The organism is Roseivivax marinus, assembly GCF_900109705.1.
GTDB lineage: Bacteria > Pseudomonadota > Alphaproteobacteria > Rhodobacterales > Rhodobacteraceae > Roseivivax > Roseivivax marinus.
This window is the reverse complement of the sequence record NZ_FOAI01000003.1, coordinates 114,916-131,834: the sequence shown is the minus strand read 5'-3', so window position 1 is coordinate 131,834 and position 16,919 is coordinate 114,916. Positions and strand designations below refer to the sequence as shown.

Below are 16,919 nucleotides of genomic sequence, written 5' to 3'. Positions count from 1 at the left end.
ATATGCCGTTACTTGGTCAGAAGCTCTGCCTCGTGGCGCTTCAGCGACCGGCGCGCCGAGGCGTAGGCACGAATGCCCTGGTCGTGCTCCAGCTCCGGGAACAGCTCGAGGATTTCCGTGCGCTGCGCGTTGCCGATGCCCTTGAGGCTGTAATCGCCGGGCTGGAAGCTCTCGGTCCACGCGCCGTTCGACAGGACCACTTCGTGGGCGTCGAACATGAAGTGGATGTAGCTCACGCCGAGCGCCGTCACCTCGTCCACGCCCTCGAGCCCGGTGAGGTGCTTGGCCGCCGCGAGAACCTCGCGCTCTTCGAAGTAGAGCGCGGTCCTGTCGTTGTTCACGAGGATCCGGTGGTTCGGCGATACGAGCATGTCGTGGGTCGGCAGGCCATTGCCGAGAGCGCCCTTCTGGATCAGCACCGGCTTCATGTGCGGCTTGCGCGCGAGTTCGAACGGGGTGAGGTCCTTGCGACCGGTCCAGCGGATCTCCTGGATGCCGTTGTCGCGGGTGATGACCTTGTCGCCTTCGCGCAGGTCCTCCACCAGCCGCTCGCCCTGCGGCGTCGCGATCAGCGTGCCGGGGGTGAAGCAGGGGATGACCTCCTCGATGTTGAAGAAGTCCATCGAGCCGGTCACGTTGCCCTCGCCGTCGAGGAACTCGACGGTGCCGTCGATGCCGTTCGACTCGCGGTCCGGGCCGTCGTCGTCGGGACGCACGTTGGTCAGGCGGAAGCCATCGCGGCCAACGCCGGTCAGATCGAGCACGTCGTTGTCGTCGCCCTCGGAGCCGCCCTGCACCACGTCGCCCGCGCCTTCCTCGGCGCTCGCCACGGTGATGACGTCGGCATCCGCACCGCCTAGGATCGTGTCGACCCCCGCCCCGCCATCGAGCGTGTCACTGCCCTGCCCGCCGATCAGCGAATCCGCACCGTCGCCGCCATAAACGAGGTCGTCGTCGATGCCCGCGTCGATGGTATCGTTGCCGGCGCCTCCGTAGACCGTGTCGTCGTCGTCGCCGGTCTGGATCAGGTCGTTGCCGGCGCCGCCGTCCACCAGGTCGCGGCCGTCGTCGGTGTTCGGGTCGCCCTCGAAGCCGAGCGGTGCCGGGAACTCGTCCGTCGGCTCGTCGGTATAGGTGTCCGTGCCCGCAATGATCGTGTCGTCGCCGGCCCCGCCATAGATCGTGTCGGCGCCCTGCGCGTCGGTGATCAGGTCGTTTCCGTCGCCGCCGTAGACGAGATCGTCGTCCACGCCGCCCTCGATCACGTCGTTACCCGCGCCGCCGTAGATCGTGTCCCGGTCGTCGCCGGTGTAGATCGTGTCGTTGCCCTCGCCGCCATCGACGAAGTCACGGTCGTCCTCGGGGTCATCATCCTCGTCGAAGCCGTTGAACGGGTCGTCGGCCTGGGTGAAGGGGCTGCCTTCGGGCAGATCCTCGACCGGGATCACGTCGGTATCGATGGCGCCCGCACTGAACGGCTGGCCCGTGTTGATGAGATCGTCACCGGCGCCGCCCTCGACCGAGTCGGAGCCCGGGCCCGAGTTGACGGTGTCGTCGCCATCACCCGCCACCACGCGGTCGTCGTTGGGCGCGTCGTCGTCGAGGATCGCGTCCTCGTTGTCGATGCGGTCCTTCGGCGTGTCGGGATCGCCAAGGTAATCCTCGTCGATGAGGTCGTCACCGGGCGTGCCCTCGACGATGCCGTCGCGATTGCCCTCGACAGTAACGGTGATCTCGGCGGTGTCGGTGCCGCCCTGCCCATCGTCCACGGTGTAGGTCGCGGTCTCGGTGCCGACGAAGCCTTCGTTAGGCGTGTACGTGACCGTACCGTCGGCGTTCACCACGAAGCCGTCGGAGTCCGAGGTAAGCCCCGTGACGGCCAGCGGGTCGCCGTCCGGGTCGGTGTCGTTCGACAGGACCGGGATCGTGACGGGCGTGTTGGCCGGGGTGCTGATGCTGTCGTCGCCCGCGCTCGGCGCGCCGTTCTCGCCTCCGCCCACGTTCACGGTAACGGTGGCCTGGCCGAAATCGGTCCCGCCCTGGCCGTCATCGACCTCGTAGACGAAGGTGTCGGTCCCGGTGAAACCCGGGTTCGGCGTGTACACGATGGGTCCGAGCGGATCGGCCTGCGTCACGGTGCCGTTCTCCGGCATCCCGATGAAGGACACGCCAAGGATGTCGTTGTCGGGATCGGTGTCGTTGGCCAGCAGATCGGCCTCGACCGCGGTGCCCTCGGTGGTCTTGAAGGCGTCGTCAACGGCGGTCGGCGGCGCGTTGCCGTCGCCGTCGTTCGAGACAGTCACGTTGACGGTCGCGGTGTCGGTGCCGCCGTTCCCGTCGTCGATCTCGTAGGTGAAGCTGTCGAAGCCCGTGAAGTCGTCATAGGTCGGCGTGTAGGTGATCGTGTTGTCGTCGTTCACTACGACGCTGCCATTGCTCGGCATGCTGACGAAGCTGATGCCCAGGATGTCGCCGTCTGCGTCGCTGTCGTTGTCCAGAACGGAGATGGTGACCGGCGTGGCCGTCTTCGTGTTGACCGCGTCGTCCTGGGCGTCCGGGGCCGTGTTTCCAACTTGATCAGTCATCTATTGACCCTCTCCACATTCAGATCCGGGGCATCCCCGAGGCCGCACGAATGCGGCCGCCGCCTGGGCGACGTCGATTTCCACGTGCGTCTTTCCGGAAAGGAACCGGCGGGACTCGTGTCCCCGCGCCCATTGCTGACGACAGGCAAGACCTGTCAGGGCGGGTCCCGGAGCAAACCGGGCCACACGAGCCGGCCGATCCGGCGGACCGACGTTGATTTGGTGTGGCCACCCCCTGGCCAGCAGTCATCGCCCCCCAGTTGGGCTTGGGTCAGTGATAGCGCCGGGGCGAAGCCCGACAAAGGAAAAAATGGCGCAATCGCGGCAGCTTGCCTTGCCAGCGCCACCATTAAGGGTGTTGTAAGCGACGCCTTCTTGCAGGGGTTGCGCGACTGTTTCCGGTCAAGCGATCCAATCGCCCAGCATTTGCTGGAAATTTGCTGATTTTAACGTGTTTAGGATTTACACGTTTCCTGATCGGAAACTTGGGCAGTCGGTCTTGGCAAAACCACATTTGCGCGGAAATTGGCGCGCCAGACACCGCAGTGTTGTCCACCCTGCGGCGCCAATATCGCATCTGCCGGGGAATTGCGGGGCCGCCACCAAACATTGAAAGGACGCATCCCGATTCGACGCGCGAACTGCCGCTCCGAGGACACAAAGGCGCCCTCTTCGTATTAGGCCCCTACCCTCGTGCGCCGCTCAGTCATTGTGTCGTGTCGTTCAAAGCGGCAAGGCGAACCGCCTTTTCAGAACAGGTCGACCTCGCCCGAGCCATCCCGCTCGGCCGTCCGCGTCGGTGCGGCCCCGACCAGCGCCTCGGTCAGGTCGCGCAGCCGAACCCCGCGCATCGCATCGTGCAGATCGAGGATCGGAGGCGACTCGATGTCGCGCGCCAGCACGTCGAAGAGCAGTCCCAGCTCGACGAGCGTCTGCAAAAGGCGGTCGAGGTTCTGGAGCGCGGCCGACACCTGCGGGGTGACCACGTCACGCTCCTCGAGCGCATGCGTGATCCAGCCCTCGAGCCGCAGCCCGTCGCATTCAAGCTGACGCATCTCGGCGGCGAGCCGCCCGAACAGCACGTCGAGCGGCACGGACGTGTCGCGCTGGTTCAAAGGGGCCCCACCACCGCCTGCAGGCATGTCTTCATTTGAGGGGTGTCGAACGGCTTTGTAATGAAGTTGTTGAGACCCAGCTTTTTCCCGGTAGTCAGAATCTCGTTGTCGAGCTTGCCGCTGACGAGGATGAAGCCGATGCGGCTGGTCAGCTTGTTCTCACGCAGGGCCTTGAGCAGCTGAAGCCCGTTCAGCCCCGGCATGTTGTAGTCCGAGATCACCAGATGGACCGGGCTCGCCGCGATCTTCTGCAACGCGGTCTGGCCATCCTTGCAGAAGTCGATCTTGCGGATGCCGATCTGTTCGAGGGCCATGAGGATCAGGCTGCGGCTAGTGCTCATGTCGTCCACCACCATCACCGAAAGAGAGTCCTTGAGTGCCATGTCAATTCATCCTGCAGTCTTGAAGAAGCGGCCGTCATCGGGCCGGCAGAAAGTCGTCTTGCCGCACAATTCGAGGCGCCCGCGGAATTCCGCGCCCAGGCGCTCGGAATGACCTATGAAAAGCACACCGTCGGGCCGCAGCACGGATTCGAGCCCGGCCCAGATGCGGGCTTGCGTGTCCTCGGCCATGTAGATCGCCACGTTGCGGCAGAAGATCGCGTCGAAAGCGCCAGAAACCGGCCAGGGCTCCATGAAATTGAGATACCGGAAGCTCACGAGGTCGCGCACCGGCTCTCGGATGCGGGCCCACTCCGTGCTGCCTTCCGGTTCCGCCAGGATGCCCGCAATGCCCGGCGGAAGCCCCTCCATCGCACTGGCGCGGTACCGGCCCTGCTCGGCCGTGGCGAGCACGTCCCGGCTGACATCCGTGGCGAGGATCCGCACGTCGTGGCGGACAGCCTCCGGGAAGGCCTGAAGGACGGTTGCCGCGATGGAGTACGCCTCTTCCCCGGTGGAACAGCCCGCCGACCACATTCGCACGCGCGCGCCCGCTCGGGCCTTCTCGGACAGCGCCGGCAGGAGGACGTCGCGCAGGATTTCGAAATGCTCGCCCTCGCGGAAGAACCGCGTCGTATGCGTCGTCAGGGCGCAAACCATGCGGTATCGCTCGACTGCCTGATCGGGTCGCGCCACGAGGTCGGCATAGTCGCCGAACGAGCCAAGCCCGAGACGCCGCACATGCTTGTTCAGCCGCGAGAACACCAGCTTGCGGCTCTCTTCTCCCAGGCGAATCCCGGTATCGGCCAGCAGCATCTCCGCGATGGCGCGGAAATCCCGGCTTTCGAGATCCGGCGCAGTGCCGGGAGGCCAGTGCGCGGCAGAGACGGTGCCGGTCATCATGCGGTCTCTGGCATCTGGATGCGCGGCAGTACGGAGGCGAGGTTCAGGATCCGCAGCATCCGCTCGTCGCTGGCGATTACGCCCTCGATAAAGCCCGCTGTCGGATCGGATGCGATACGTGGGGGCGGCTGGATCTCGGAGGGTTGCGCGCCGAGGATGTCGGACACCGCGCTGACGAGGAATCCCACCGTCTGGTCGCCGAGGACCGCAATGATGATGACATGTCTGGAGGTCGGCTCAAGCGGCGGCAGCCCCAGGCGCGACGCCAGGTCGACGATAGGAACCACGGCGCCGCGCAGGTTGATCACGCCGAGTATATAGGACGGCGCGTGCGGCAGCATGGTGACGTTGGTCCACCCACGGATTTCGCGCACCAGCATGATATCCATACAGAAATCCTGATCGCCGATGGCGAAGGAGACGAGTTCGCGGCTGGACGTGCCGTTGGGATCAGCGTGTTCGGACATGTCACTCTCCTGCGACAGCGAGTTCGAGAAGCCCGGCCGGATCGCGTTCGGCCATGCGGGCGGTTTCTTCCGGGTCGATGATGAGGGCGATCTTTCCGTCGCCCAGTATGGTCGCGGCGGCCACGCCGGGGACGTGGCCGTAATTGCCCTCAAGGCTCTTGATGACCACTTGCCGCTGGTCGATGATCCGATCGAGCGCCAGCGCCCAGCGCTCGCCCTGTTCCGTTTCGATCAGGAGCAGCACGAGGTCGGTGAACGGCACCGCACCGCGGCGGTATCCGAACGCCACACCCAGATCGACGATCGGAACGAGCGTTTCGCGTACCTTGATCACCTGCGTCGACGCGCCGATGTGATGCAGGTCCTCGGGGGTGGGTCGGATCGTCTCCACAACCGCGGTGATCGGCACCACCATGGTCTGACCGGCCACGTCGACCACCATGCCGTCCAGCACAGCCAGGGTAAGCGGCAGGCTGATCGACAGCGTGGTGCCCCGGCCCGGCGTAGAATTGATGGATATCCGACCGCCCAACTTCTGGATGGCACTGCGCACGACGTCCATCCCCACGCCGCGGCCACTGAGGTCAGTCACGGCTTCCTTCGTGGAGAAGCCCGGCATGAACAGAAGTCGATCAACCTCCGCGTCGCTGAGCTGCGCGTTCGCGTTTACAATCCCCTTCCCCACGGCGATGTCGAAAACCCGCGCCCGATTGATCCCGGCCCCGTCATCCGTCACCTCGATCAGCACCCGACCCGAGCGGTGCGTGGCGGAAAGACGAACTACGCCACGGGTGGGCTTCCCGAGCCTCTCACGATCCTCGCCGGTCTCGAGTCCGTGGTCGATCGCGTTGCGCAGGATATGCGTCAACGGCTCGATGAGGCGCTCGATCACCGTCTTGTCGATCTCTGTGTCCTCGCCATCCGTTTCAAAGACCACGGCCTTCCCGGCGACCGCCGAGGTTTCGCGAACGATGCGCGCCATGCGTTGAAACAGCTGCTTGACCGATTGAGCTCGCAACGACATGACGCTGTCCTGAATCTGCAGCGCGAGGCTTTTGTATTCGTCGAGCGAGTTGCCGATGTCGGCACGATTGGCGACATTCGCTTCCGAAAAGCTCTGGGTCAGGACGGACTGGTTGATGACCAGCTCGCCCACGATGTTGATAAGCGAGTCCACGAGGTCCAGATCGACCCGCACGGTGGATTTCGGCGCCTTCGTTGCAGCGACAGGCTGATCCGATGCTTTGCCGGGCGTCTCGTGTACGGAAGTCTCCGGACTCGGGTCCGTGGCGCCATCCACCGGCGCGGACTGCATCGGAATCACGTCGCCGTCGCAGCCCAGTGAGATCGGCGATGAATTTTCGCGCTGGGGAGGAGTGTTCGCCACTGACGCAGCGAGGTCGAGTTCGGCCAGCCCGTCGACGAATTCGAAAACCTCGCGGATATCTTCTTCGGAAGCTTCGCCCTCAAGCTCAAGGCGCCACCTGAGATAGGGTATGTTTGGAGTGACATCCTCAAGGGAAGGCAGCAGGTCGGTCTCTGCCTTGATGCTGAGATCACCAAGAGCGGCGAGTTCTCGGAAAAGATGAACCGGATCATGCCCCGTGGCGAACAGAGATTCCGTTGGAGTGAACACGACCTCGAACCGCCGGGCAGACTCTTGATCCTGTGGTTCGGCGAGGTCGATTCCGAGAGCCAACGGTGCAAAGGACAAGCCTGTGTCCTCGGGCACTTCCGGAGCTGCGTCATTTTGCTGATCCGGCTCGGGCTCTGGCTCCGGCGCCACGGGGACCGCCCCTATGTCGTTCAACACTCCCAGCTGGTCGAGAAGCGGACCTGATGCAGCGATGTCCGGAGACTCATCGGCCCGCCCGGCCGTCACCAGGTCGGAGAGGTGATCGGCACAACGGTGAAGCACGCGGATGCTTGCTTCGTCTGGCGTCAGTGTCCCCGATCGCATGCGATCCAGCACGGTCTCGAAAGCATGAGAGAAGCGCACCAGCGCATCCAGCCCGAAGGACGCCGCGCCACCCTTGATCGAATGCACGTTGCGAAAAACGGCGTTGATGACCTCGGGATCGAGTGCTCCGGAAGTTAGTGACGCCTCGATGTCCGTCAGACCGTCATTGAGCGCCTCCAGCAGCTCATCGCATTCCAGGAAGAACATCTGTTTGATATCGTCGAGCGAAGACATGGCACCCTCACGTGGCAGCGATGCGGCGGATTGCGGCGATCAGCTTGACGTCATCGAACGGCTTCACGATCCAACCGGTCGCGCCGCTTTCACGTGCGCGCTGCTTGAGGTCCTGCGCGCTCTCGGTGGTCAATACGAGGATCGGCAAGGCGCTCCATTCCTCCATGGCCCGGATCGCGCTGATCACTCCGAAACCATCGAGCCGCGGCATGTTGATGTCGGTAATCACGACATCCGGCCCCACGTCCCTGAGTGTTTCAAGACCAGCGACCCCATCCTCGGCGGTGTGAACATCGAAGCCGGCCTTGGCGAGGCACATCCGCAACATCTCTCGAATGGTCCGAGAGTCGTCGATTGCGAGGACCTTCAGGCTCATGTGTCGTCCCCTTCCGAAATCAGCATGGGCGCAAGGCCCAGCAGGTGAATATCGGCGCGCATGGCCTCAGAAGCCTCTAGGCTGAATGCCGAACCGATGCGGCGTCGATCGAGGCAGCATGCGAGGATGATTTGCGCACACAGAGCCCCTAGGTTTTTCACGCCTTGCCCGTCGAGGACGAGATCCTCGGTCGCGTTCGCAAGGAGAAGGTCCTGAAGCCCGGGAGCGGCGCCAGTGTCGAGTTTCTCGGGTAGAGCAAGTCTTGCGGTCATCTGAACGGTCCTAGAAAAGATCGACCTCGCCCTGGTTCGGGCGGGCGGGGCGCGCGGGCGCTGGTGCAGGCGGAACGTGTTCGCGAACGAGCAGCATCTGCGCTTGACCGGTGGTCGGCACGTAGCGAATACGCCGCGCCTGGGTTCCACCGAGCGAGCTGCCGGCAATGGGAATCTTTTCGGTGGCAAAGTAAGACAGCGCGAAGGCGCAGTTTTCTTCTCCGATCCTGCCCATCCGGCCGGCCATCATGGCACCACCGAAGACCTTGGCCTCCAGACGGGATTTTCGCGCGCCTAGTTTCAGCAGACCGTTGATAAGCACTTCCATTGCGTAGGAGCCGTAACGCTCGTTGCGTGCGCTCTCGCCCTCGCCTGCTGCGAGGAGAAAATGGTTCATGCCCCCGACGCGCGTGACAGGATCGAAAAGGCACGTCGCGATACACGAGCCAAGAAGCGTTGTAAGCACGATGCACGGGTCGTCGGAGACGTCGTACTCGCCCTGCACCACCAGCCGGGAAACGCGCGGTCTTGCGGGATCGGTCATGTTCAGATCGCTCATCTGCGCGGCTCCGGCTGACGCGAAGGAATGGATCGCAAGGATCGGGCGATCAGAAGTCTGCCCACTTCTCTGCGCTTGCCGCTGGCGGCAGACTTGCTGCTCGTGGCGCCGAATTCACGACCTTGGCGTTCGCAGACGCGGCAAGCACCGTCCGCGACGGCATCTCGCCGCGCGACCCCGCGACGCGGAATTCGGACAATGTTTCAACGAGCGAAACCGCGTTGTTCTTCAGCGCCTCACTGGCGGCCGTCGTCTCCTCGAGCCGTGCCGCAACCTGCTGTGTCGACTGGTCGAGCTGCGTCACGGAGCCGTTGATCTCATCGAGATTGAGAGACTGCTGCTGCGCGGACCCGGCGATTTCGGAGACAAGACCGGAAATCTCGGTGACGGAGTTCGCGATCTGGCGCAGCGCCTTGCCGGTGCGCCCGACCAGGTCGACGCCTTTCTGCACCTGCGAGCCGCTCTCGGCGATCAGTTCCTTGATCTCCCGCGCCGCGTCGGACGACCTCTGCGCCAACGCGCGCACTTCGGAGGCCACAACAGCGAAGCCGCGTCCCGCATCGCCCGCACGGGCGGCTTCCACCCCGGCGTTCAGCGCCAGGAGATTGGTCTGGAAGGCGATGTCGTCGATGACCTTGATGATCGAGGTGATCTCGTCGGACGACGCCGCGATCTGGTCCATCGCCGCGACGGTGTCGAGAACGACCGCGCCGCTCTCTTCGGCGTTCACCCGCGCGGCGCTGACGGCCTTGTCGGCCCTCGTGGCGCCATCGGCTGTGTCCCGGACCGACTTCGTGAGCATATCGAGCGCGGCGGCTGTCTGCTCCAGCGTGGCGGCGGTGCTTTCGGTCCGGCGCGAGAGAGAGTCGGCCGTGGTCGAGATATCGCCGGTTTCGCTGCTGATATTGGAGGCGCTGTCAAGAATACCCACGAGCGCGGTCTCGTAGTTCTCGACGGTGGCGTTGAAGTCTTGGCGCAGGTCCTCGAAAGAGGTGGCGAAGGGCGTCCGCAAGCGCACGGTCAGATCGCCACAGCGCAGGGCCTGCAGGCCTGTGCGCAAGCCTTCCACGACCTCGGCCTGCTCGGCCAGGACGCGCTTGCGGTCTTCGGCAGACGTGGCGGTCCGACGCGCGGTCTCGGTCACGTCCTTGCCGATCAACAGGATTCGCACCGGTGCCCCGGCGCGGTCCCGCATGCAGGTCACCCCGGCCTCGACCACCGCGTCCGTGCCGCCCGCAGCCTTCATGTGTAGTTCTCCGTAGAACGCGGAGCCGTCACAGACTTCGGCGATCATCGCCTCGACGGAGCGTCCGGTCTCGCCCACACGGGCCACGAGCGGGCCGAGCGGCATGCCCCGCAATGTTCCCGCGTCCCGACCGAGGCAGGTGGCAAAATGAGCGTTGGCGCGGGTGATGCTGCCGTCGAGCGCCACTTCGCAGGTGAGTTGCGAGGCGTCGATTGCATCGGCCATCGCGGCCTTGAACCACAATTCCGTCACGTCGATCCATTCGAAGACGTAGCCGAAGACAGTGCCTGTCTCGTCCTCCGCGCGGTTGATGCGCAGATTGACGCGTGCATTGCCGAGCACGACCTGCAGGTCCATTGGCCCGTCCCCGTGGGCTTCGATGCGGCTTCTGATCTGGCCGTGATTTCCGTGGAAATGTTCAACCGAAAGGCCGATCAGGCGGTCCGGATCGAAACGCTTGCCGCTTTCGGCCAGCGCCTTTTGTTGCTCACGCAGCAGATCCACGAGCGGTTTATTCAGGTCGCGGATCCGGAAATCCTTGTCGAGCAGCATGATGGCTGCCGAGGTGTTGCGGAAGGCAGCGCTCTGGAACTCTGCCTCCTGGCGCACATTCTCGGCCAGAACCAGGTCGTCGCGCAGTCCTTCCAGCGAACGGGCGATGGAGCCGAGTTCGTCCCCGCGTTCCTGCATGGGCACCTCGGAGACGTAGTCGCGTGCCGACAGACGTTCGATTGCGGCGCGAGCGGCGCGCAGGGGGCCGACGACCGTCAGCTCGAAGAGGCCCAGGGCGATCGCGACAGCGAGCAGCAGCACGACTCCGGCCGCAATGAACGAGCCGACCAGGACAGAGCGGATGGCGGCCTGAGCCTCGGCCGTCGTCCAGCTTCCGACAACGGCGCCTATCGGCACATCGCCGCCATGGACAAGCGGAACGGCCAAGGCGTTGGTCGCTTCGTCCGTAACAACGCTGCCGTCCGCAATGGCCGCCTGTGCCAGAGCCTCGGCACCCGACGGTATCGCGCCCCCCCAGCTGCCGAGGCGCTCCCCGGCCGCGTCGAGCGCGACGACGCCCGATATCGTGTCGTCCAATCCCTCAAGGAGCTTGGCGAACGTGGATTGAACGTGCTCGGGGTTGCCGAAGCGTACCGGGGCCGCGACGGCGTGGCCGACCAACTCGATGATGCTGGCGGATTCCTCGGCGATGGTGATCTCGGTCGCCTTGGTCGTACCGCGCGAGAACACGACGGCGACCGTGGCGGAGACCACGAGGCAGGTGACGGCGCAAATGAGCGCGATCTTCACGAAGACGGACCGCAGGGAGAGCGATTCAGAGATACCACGCATGGGTCGAGTTCCTGTTGGCGATCGGGAATGGGCGGCGTAGCCGTTCAGAAGGCGTCGACGTCGAGACCTACGGTCACGGCGCCCACCGGGTCGCCGGCGGCGCCGAGGACCGGAACCGAGACCTGCACGTGGTAGATCTGCATGGACTCGTCGAACTCGATCTCGCTTTGGTGGACGGCATCGGAGCCGGCAGGGACCGTTTTGAGGAATTTGGCCTCGTCACCCTGCCAGTAATCGGAAGTCACGGAACTGATCGCGACGTTGAGGCCGCGAGTGTCCATGAGGATGATTTCGGTGATACGGCCCGACGCGTCGGCCACGGCCTCACGCAGGATCGCGCTTGCCTCGGATTCGGTCACAGCGTCGATGACGGGCGTCTCGGCCGCCCCGATTTCGGCCTGCCACGCCGCGTCGAGGTCGTCGATCTCGGCCTGGGTCAGGTCCGCGTGGCGCCGGTTCGCCGTGGCGAGGGCGCGAGAGATGACAGGATCGGCGGCCCACGCGCGGGCGTGCTTGGTGACGAAGCTCGTCATCGCGGCGTTGCCGCCTTCGGCGAGGGCCACAACCGGTGCGAGGAAAGCGGCCAGCGCGAGGATGCGGAAAGGTTTGGCGGTCATTGGGGGATCTCCGTTTCCCGGACGGCGGACGCCATCGATGGCCTGACCTACCGTCCGGCCCATTAATTCCGGGTAAAGCCGCACCGAATTCCGCGCGGCGAGCGTCCCTGCCACCTCGTCCCGTGCCGCAGGCCGCTGAAAAATATCGCCTACTTTGGGAACCGTCCCGCCCCGATCCGCGTTCCCTGCCGAGAAATGCGGCCCAAAGCCGCGTCCAAGGGACAGCGGGGATATCTACACGGTGACGGCACGTCCTTCCCAGGCGGCTCGTTTGCGCCGCCGAACGTGGCAGCGACGCGGTGCGTCCCTCCTTCTTCCCGGCCTTCTCGCGGGCTGTTCCGGCGTACAGTCCATCCTCGCCCCCGCGGGCACCGACGCGGCGTTCCTCTCCAACTTGTTCTGGGTGATGCTGGCCGGCGCGGTCGTACTCTGGTTCTTCATGAACGGGCTCATGGTCTACGTCTGGCGGGTCAACGTCGGGCACATGTCGTCGCGCAAGGCCGAGGCGCTGATCATCGGCGGCGGCATCGTCTTTCCCACCGTGGTGATCGGCGTGCTGCTCTCGGTCGCACTGAACGCCATGCCGGACATGCGCGCCGAAGGCACCGGCACACGCCTGAAGGTGACCGGAGAGCAATGGTGGTGGCGGGTGGAATACTGGCCCGAAGGCGCCGAGGCCCCCATCGTCAGCGCCAACGAGATCGTGCTTCCCGCGAACAGCCGCTCCGAAATCGGGCTGACCGCCGACAAGGTGATCCACTCGTTCTGGGTGCCCGCGCTCGGCGGCAAGACCGACATGTTCCCCGGCCGCGAGACGCGGATGTCGCTGGAGCCCCTGAAACCCGGCACCTATCGTGGCCAGTGCACCGAGTTCTGCGGCGAGAGCCACGCCTGGATGGCGTTCAACACCGTCGTCCTGCCGCAGGACGAGTACGACGCGTGGCTTGACGCGCAGGCCGAACCGGCGGCCGCGCCTGCCTCCGAGTCGGCCGAGCGTGGACAAGCGGTGTTCCTGTCCGAAGGCTGCGGTGCCTGCCACGCCGTCCGTGGCACCGCCGCCGCGGGCAAGGTCGGTCCCGACCTCACGCATCTGGGCGCGCGCACCTCGCTCGCCGCCGGCACGCTGCCCATGACGCAGGACGCGCTTGTGCGCTGGGTGCGTGACGCCAAGGCCGTGAAGCCCGGTGCCGAGATGCCCGCCTACGACCACCTGACCGAGGACGAACTGTCCGACCTCGCCGCCTACCTGGAGGGCCTGACATGAGCACGACCTGGGGCGGCGGCCGCATCGAGGACGAAACCTTCGTCAGCGCCGAGGGCGAGCACGGACCCTACGGCATCTACCCTCCGACCGAGGACATGCTGAACGAGCCCGTCGATCCGGAGGTCTCGAAGGCGCAGGAGGACCGGCTTCGCCGTGCCTGGGCCGCGCCGAAGGGCTGGAAGGTGATCTCTGCGGTGAACAACGAGTTCGTGGGCAAGTGGTACTGCCTGACCGCGTTCTCGTTCATGCTCTGCGCGGGCATCCTCGCGTTGCTGATGCGCGTCCAGCTCGCGGTCCCCGAGAACGAGTTCCTGAGCGCCGACCGCTTCAACCAGTTCTTCACCATGCACGGCTCGGCGATGATGTTCCTTTTCGCCGTGCCGATGTTCGAAGCGCTGTCGATCCTGCTTCTGCCCGAGATCCTGCGCGCGCGCGACATGCCGTTCCCGCGCCTGTCGGCCTATGGCTACTGGTGCTTCCTGATCGGCGGCATCTTCGTGATGAGCTCGGTCCTGTTCGACGCCGCGCCCTCGTCCGGCTGGTTCATGTACCCGCCGCTCTCGACCATCGAGGAAGGCGTGGGCCCCGACATCTGGCTTCTCGGCCTCTCCTTCATCGAGGTGGCCTCGATCGCCGCGGCGGTCGAGCTGATCGTCGGCGTGGTGAAGTGCCGCCCGCCGGGGATGCGCGTGAACCTGATGCCGCTCTACGCCTGGTACGTGCTGGTCGTGGGCGTGATGATCCTCTTCGCCTTCCCGCCGCTGATCGCGGGCGACTTCCTGTTCGAGATGCAGCGATCCTTCGACTGGCCCTTCTTCGACCCGGAGCGTGGCGGCGACCCGCTTCTGTGGCAGCACCTGTTCTGGATCTTCGGCCATCCCGAGGTCTACATCGTCTTTCTGCCGTCGATCGCGCTGGCGGCGATGATCATCCCGACGGCGGCGCAGCGCCCCATCGTGGGCTACAACTGGATCGTGCTGTCGGCGGTGGGCGTGGGCTTCCTGAGCTTCGGGCTCTGGGTCCACCACATGTTCACCACCGGGCTGCCGATGCTGTCACTCGGCTTCTTCAGTGCCGCGTCCGAGGCAGTGGTGATCCCAACGGGCGTCCAGCTCTTCGCCTTCGTGGCCACGCTTATGGTGGGCCGGGTCAAGATGATCCTGCCGATGCTTTGGATCGCGGGGGCCATGGCGGTGTTCACCGCGGGCGGGCTGACAGGCGTGATGATCGCGCTCGCGCCGTTCGACTGGCAGGTCCACGACACCTACTTCATCGTCGCTCACCTGCACTACACGCTGTTCGGCGGCATGATCTTTCCGATCATCGGCGGGGTCTATTACTACTACCCGTTCTTCACCAAGAAGATGATGTCCGAGCGGCTCGGCCGCTGGTCGTTCTGGCTGATCTTCACGGGCTTCAACCTGACCTTCCTGCCGATGCACTGGACCGGCCTCGCTGGGATGCCGCGGCGGGTCTACTCGTATCCCGGCGGGATCGGCTGGGACCTGCCCAACATGATCTCGACCGTCGGCGCGTTCGTCACCGCCGCGGGCGTCGCGGTCTTTGCCTGGGACCTGCTGCGGCCCAAGAGCCACCAGCCCCGCGCGCCGCGCAACCCATGGAAGGCGGGCACGCTGGAATGGGCCGACGACCCCAACGACGAACAGTGGGGCGTTCGTTCGGTGCCGTTCATCACCACGCGTTACCCGCTGTGGCAGCAGCCCAAGATTCTCGAGCGCATCGACGCGGGCCGCTACTACCTGCCCGACGCGCAGGAGGGCCTGCGCGAGACGATCATCACCTCGGCGGTGGACGCGCGGCCGCAAAGCGTGACCGCCGTGACCGGCCCGGCATGGTGCACGATCTTCGCGGCGATCTTCACCGGCGGCGCGTTCATCTTCCCGACGTTCTCGTGGTACCTGCCGGCAATCATCTCGGGCGCCTTCGCCATCGCCTGCGTGATCTACTGGCTCTGGACCTCGACCGCGCAGGTGCCGGCGGCCCCATCGAAGGACGTGAGCCTCGGTCTCCGGCTGCCGGTCTACGTCTCGGGCAACAAGGCGCCGGGGTGGTGGGGCGTGTTCATCTCCATGCTGGGCGACGCCACGGCCTTCGCGTCGCTGATCTTCGGGGTGTTCTTCTACTGGACCTCCAGTCCCGACTTCCCGCCCGAAGGGAGCGCCCATGCCGACCCGATCTGGATCGCGGGCGCAGCGGTGCTCTACGCATTGGCGTGGCTTTTCGTGCGCACCGCGCGCGGCGTGAACCGGGCCGGTGCCGTGACCACCGGGCGCGCGCTTCTGGTCGCCGCGCCGCTTGCCGCCCTTGGCGCTGGCGCTGCGCTCTGCTGGTCGCTGATCGCGCTCGACCCGACCAGCCACGCCTACCCGGCGATGATGTGGGCGGTCGCGGTCTGGACCTGCGTGCACACCGCGGCGGGGGTCATCATGATGTGCTACTGTCTCGCCGGCACGATCTTCGGCAAGCTGACGCCGCGCTATGACGCCGACCTGTGGAACACCACGCTCTTCTGGCACTTCCACGGGACCTCGGCGATCATCGCCTGCGCCGTGATCGGCTGGCTGCCGCGGGTGCTGGCATGAGCGTGTTCGGCATCGAGCGCAGCCGCAGCCTGTGGCACCTGATCCTCGCTCCGACGATCTGGGCGATCCACTTCTGCGTCACCTACGGGATGACCGCGATCTGGTGCGAACGCGCGCCCGCCGCATCCGGCGACCTGCGGCTGTGGATCCTGATCGTTACAGCGGTCGCCCTGGCCATGATCCTCGGCGTCGCATGGCGGGCCTGGCGGCAATGGGACTATACCGACGACTACGATTACGAGCATGACGGGCCCACCATCGAAGACCGGCGCGAGTTCCTCGGGCACGCGGGCTTCCTTCTCGCGGTCGTGTCGGTCATCGGCGTGATCTACGTGGCGCTGCCGGCCGCATTCGTGGGAAGCTGCGGGTGACCGCGATCCGCGCCCTGCCCCTCGGCCTCGGCGTCGCGGCCATCGCGGGGGCCTATCTCCTGCCGTGGCGCGCGTGGCTGGGCTTCTTCCCCGAACACATGGTCCAGCACATGACGCTGGTCGCCATCGCCGCACCGCTTCTGGTGCTGGGCGCCGCGCCGCGCGGGCGCGCGCCGGGCATCATGCTGGCGGCGGTGCTCGAGGCTGTGGTCGTCTGGGGCTGGCACCTCCCGGCCGCGCACGGGCTCGCATGCCTCGGTGGACCGTGGAAGCTGCTGGAGCAGGCGACGTTCCTCGGCGCCGGACTGCTGGTGTGGTGGAGCGCGCTGTCCGCCGAAGAGCCGCTCACCGGAGCCCTCGGCCTGCTGCTCACATCGATGCACATGACCCTGCTGGGCGCGCTGCTGACGCTGGCGCCGCAACCGCTCTATTCCGAGACCTGCGCGCTCTGCGGCGCCCTCGACGGCCAGCGGCTTGGCGGTTTGCTGATGCTGGGCATCGGCACGCCGATCTACCTTCTGTGCGGGCTGTGGCTGACCGTACGCGCCCTCGGCCCCGATCCCGCGGAGGGCGCGGCATGAGCGCGCCCCGTCTCCCCGCCTGCCCCAAAGTCACGGAGCCTT

General features: G+C 65.6%; 15 protein-coding genes. 4 read left to right on the top strand and 11 right to left on the bottom strand.

What is annotated here, in order from left to right:
- Positions 1–8 precede the first annotated feature (8 nt).
- From BMX29_RS05050 to BMX29_RS05000, 11 genes are all read right to left on the bottom strand, one after another.
- Complete coding sequence (locus BMX29_RS05050) at positions 9–2,585, bottom strand: Ig-like domain-containing protein (RefSeq protein ID WP_092810931.1); 2,577 nt, start codon at positions 2,583–2,585, stop codon at positions 9–11.
- A 749-nt stretch (positions 2,586–3,334) separates the two neighbouring features.
- On the bottom strand, positions 3,335–3,700 hold the full coding sequence (locus tag BMX29_RS05045) for a hypothetical protein (RefSeq protein WP_092810929.1): 366 nt from the start codon (positions 3,698–3,700) through the stop codon (positions 3,335–3,337).
- A complete protein-coding gene (locus BMX29_RS05040) occupies positions 3,697–4,083 on the bottom strand; it encodes a response regulator (RefSeq protein WP_043843729.1) in 387 nt (128 codons plus the stop codon). Before BMX29_RS05040 ends, BMX29_RS05045 begins: the two co-directional genes overlap by 4 nt.
- Positions 4,084–4,089: 6 nt before the next feature.
- Complete coding sequence (locus tag BMX29_RS05035) at positions 4,090–4,983, bottom strand: CheR family methyltransferase (RefSeq protein WP_092810927.1); 894 nt, start codon at positions 4,981–4,983, stop codon at positions 4,090–4,092.
- On the bottom strand, positions 4,980–5,450 hold the full coding sequence (locus BMX29_RS05030; protein ID WP_043843728.1) for a chemotaxis protein CheW: 471 nt from the start codon (positions 5,448–5,450) through the stop codon (positions 4,980–4,982). Before BMX29_RS05030 ends, BMX29_RS05035 begins: the two co-directional genes overlap by 4 nt.
- A 1-nt stretch (position 5,451) precedes the next feature.
- Positions 5,452–7,644 carry a chemotaxis protein CheA gene (locus BMX29_RS05025; protein WP_092810925.1) on the bottom strand — a complete coding sequence of 731 codons (2,193 nt, stop codon included), beginning with the start codon at positions 7,642–7,644 and terminating at the stop codon, positions 5,452–5,454.
- Between the two features lie 7 nt (positions 7,645–7,651).
- Positions 7,652–8,020, bottom strand: coding sequence for a response regulator (locus tag BMX29_RS05020; RefSeq protein ID WP_092810923.1), 369 nt, complete (start codon positions 8,018–8,020; stop codon positions 7,652–7,654).
- Positions 8,017–8,292 carry an anti-sigma factor antagonist gene (locus tag BMX29_RS05015; protein WP_092810921.1) on the bottom strand — a complete coding sequence of 92 codons (276 nt, stop codon included), beginning with the start codon at positions 8,290–8,292 and terminating at the stop codon, positions 8,017–8,019. The genes BMX29_RS05020 and BMX29_RS05015 overlap by 4 nt, the downstream gene beginning before the upstream one ends.
- Positions 8,293–8,302: 10 nt before the next feature.
- Complete coding sequence (locus BMX29_RS05010) at positions 8,303–8,851, bottom strand: chemotaxis protein CheD (RefSeq protein WP_217644375.1); 549 nt, start codon at positions 8,849–8,851, stop codon at positions 8,303–8,305.
- 49 nt (positions 8,852–8,900) lie between these two features.
- Complete coding sequence (locus tag BMX29_RS05005; protein WP_175471132.1) at positions 8,901–11,270, bottom strand: methyl-accepting chemotaxis protein; 2,370 nt, start codon at positions 11,268–11,270, stop codon at positions 8,901–8,903.
- 215 nt (positions 11,271–11,485) lie between these two features.
- Complete coding sequence (locus BMX29_RS05000; RefSeq protein WP_092810917.1) at positions 11,486–12,058, bottom strand: hypothetical protein; 573 nt, start codon at positions 12,056–12,058, stop codon at positions 11,486–11,488.
- A 271-nt stretch (positions 12,059–12,329) separates the two neighbouring features.
- Here BMX29_RS05000 and coxB point away from each other — a divergent pair, with 271 nt between their 5' ends.
- From coxB to BMX29_RS04980, 4 genes are all read left to right on the top strand, one after another.
- A complete protein-coding gene (gene coxB, locus BMX29_RS04995; RefSeq protein WP_092810915.1) occupies positions 12,330–13,322 on the top strand; it encodes a cytochrome c oxidase subunit II in 993 nt (330 codons plus the stop codon).
- A gap of 95 nt (positions 13,323–13,417) precedes the next feature.
- Positions 13,418–15,925, top strand: coding sequence for a cytochrome c oxidase subunit I (gene ctaD / locus BMX29_RS04990; RefSeq protein WP_240094114.1), 2,508 nt, complete (start codon positions 13,418–13,420; stop codon positions 15,923–15,925).
- Positions 15,922–16,296, top strand: coding sequence for a hypothetical protein (locus tag BMX29_RS04985; RefSeq protein WP_043843719.1), 375 nt, complete (start codon positions 15,922–15,924; stop codon positions 16,294–16,296). The genes ctaD and BMX29_RS04985 overlap by 4 nt, the downstream gene beginning before the upstream one ends.
- Positions 16,293–16,877, top strand: a complete 585-nt coding sequence (locus BMX29_RS04980) for a cytochrome c oxidase assembly protein (protein WP_244889148.1) — start codon at positions 16,293–16,295, stop codon at positions 16,875–16,877. Before BMX29_RS04985 ends, BMX29_RS04980 begins: the two co-directional genes overlap by 4 nt.
- Positions 16,878–16,919: the final 42 nt, after the last annotated feature.